A 2108-nucleotide genomic window follows, 5' to 3' on the forward strand; every position below is an offset into this window, starting at 1 on the left:
ATGCGCGCCAAAGCGGGCGGCATAGGTGATGGCCTCGATGGCATCGGACAAACTGCCTGAGCCGCTGCTACTCAAAAATTTTAGCGGCATGATTTCCACGGTCCAATTCACGCCCGTGACGCCGATTCCGTTGTTTCCCACCGCGCCAATCGTGCCCGCGACGTGCGTGCCGTGCACATTGTCATCGAAGGGATCGTTGTCGCGATTGACGAAATCCCAACCGCGCCAATCATCGATAAAGCCGTTGTTGTCGTCATCGATCCCGTTGCCGCTGGTGGGATCGTTGGGATCCGCCCAGGGATCTTCGCCCGGGTTCGTCCACATGTTGGCGGCCAAGTCGGGATGTTTGTAATCAACGCCGGTATCGATCACGGCAACCAGAATGTCCGCGCTGCCTTTCTGCACATCCCAGGCTTCCACCGCATCGATGTCGGCATCAGCCGCGCCGCCGGTTTGGCCGGTATTGTTCAGTCCCCAAAGCTGGCTGAATTGCGGATCGTTGGGCGTTTCACTGGCATAATAAAGGTAATTGGGCTCAGCATAGATAACGCCGGGGCGACTTTGCAATTCATCGACGAGCGCGTTGACATCTTTGCCGGTGGTGTCTTTCACCACAAAAATGTCGCTCGGCCCCAGCGATTTCGATGACGGCATGGCAGCCATCAAGCTCGGATCGCTGACTCTGACCACGACTTCACCGGGAATAAACAACGGCCGTTCCTCCTGCTTGGTTGTTTGGGCGCTGAACATCGTCGCCAACAGCAGCAGGCACAAAACACTCCACCATTTTTTCATGAAATCCTCCTCGAGTGGGGGTTGAGAGTTGTCGACAGGAATAATTGATACCACTGGCCGGGCAGTTATTAAGAAGCGCGTCTTGGGTTGTTGATTTTTACATGCAAAAAATAACGGCCCTCACGGTTCCTCACTTCTGGACCGACACAGATTAGACACTGCCGGCAGGATTGCTTTCTTGCTTTTTTTATTGCCGGCGCTGATCATGTTGCCGGTAATTCACAACGGCGCCGCGCCGCGTCACTGCTTTTCGGGTATGCGATATTCGATATTCGGCTCAGCGTATTCGACCTGCGGATGGGCGCGGCATTGCTGCAAGATCGTGTCAAGCGATTGGCCCGGCGGCACGCGGAACACGCGCACCCCGATTGCCGATAAATCGCGCACTTGCACCAAACCCAGCGCTGCGGTAAACGCTTGCACGGAATCCGCCTGCGCGGAGGCTTTGAATTTGATCAACACTTCAGAGGGAGAAGCCATTGCGGTATTCGATTCTGATGATTCGCGTTGTTGTTCTGCTTGATTGCAAGGCGGCATTGTTAGGCTGGTGAAGGCGGCAAAGAGAAACACGATGAACAGCTTCATGGCTTTTGCGAATGGAAGTGAATAATGTTACTGGTTGCCGGTTGCTTGTTGCAGGTAACTGCATCAGGAGACGCCGGTAACGGGCTGTGAGCAACCAGTAACCAGCCACAAGCAACCGAGGGCAAGGTAGCAATCTCAATCCGTGTTGTCAATCGGAATTTCGCGCGTCACTTCCACGCGGAGCTGAGAATGGACAATTGCTTGGCCTCGAGCAGCGGCTGCTGGCGGAAGATAATGACGCCTTGCGAAGGCGCTTCCAGACCGCTGAGCACGGCTGCGGCAAATTCATCGTCCGGCACGCGGTGATCGGGGCCAAGATCGCATTGCACGATGGGCAGGACGGGCTTCTTGGTTTCTGCCGCCGTATATTTGACGAAGGTTTCAATCCATTCGACCGGCTGGCCGCACAGCTCGTGATACAGCATCGGTGAAAAGATATCGATAGAATTGCTCAAGCGGCGATAGTCCTGGCTCAAAATGCTCACCAGAGCGTAGCCATGTTGTTCGCGCTTCCAGGGCACGCTGAACATGCCGAGCACGGCGTCGGGATTTTTGGCTAACGTTACTTTCGCTTGTTGTGCGAATTCTGCAATCACCCCGATTTTATAAAGGATCCATTCGCGCCGATGATGCGCTAAAATCCACTTGGCCTTCGCGGTAATACTTTGCGCCTGCGGCGTCGTGGCAATGCTATCCGAGGAATCAACGGGAAGATCGGTTGGAATGAT

2 protein-coding genes are annotated in these 2108 nt (G+C 54.8%); both read right to left on the reverse strand.

Going from position 1 to position 2108, the window contains the following annotated elements:
- Nucleotides 1–795 (reverse strand): hypothetical protein (locus FBQ85_29595; GenBank protein ID MDL1879284.1); only part of this gene is annotated, 795 nt, incomplete at its 3' end.
- A 240-nt stretch (nucleotides 796–1035) separates the two neighbouring features.
- The gene (locus tag FBQ85_29600) at nucleotides 1036–1380 is read right to left on the reverse strand and encodes a hypothetical protein (protein MDL1879285.1); all 345 of its coding nucleotides are present in this window, start codon (nucleotides 1378–1380) and stop codon (nucleotides 1036–1038) included.
- Nucleotides 1381–2108 lie beyond the last annotated feature (728 nt).

This window comes from Cytophagia bacterium CHB2 (assembly GCA_030263535.1).
Lineage (GTDB): Bacteria > Zhuqueibacterota > Zhuqueibacteria > Zhuqueibacterales > Zhuqueibacteraceae > Coneutiohabitans.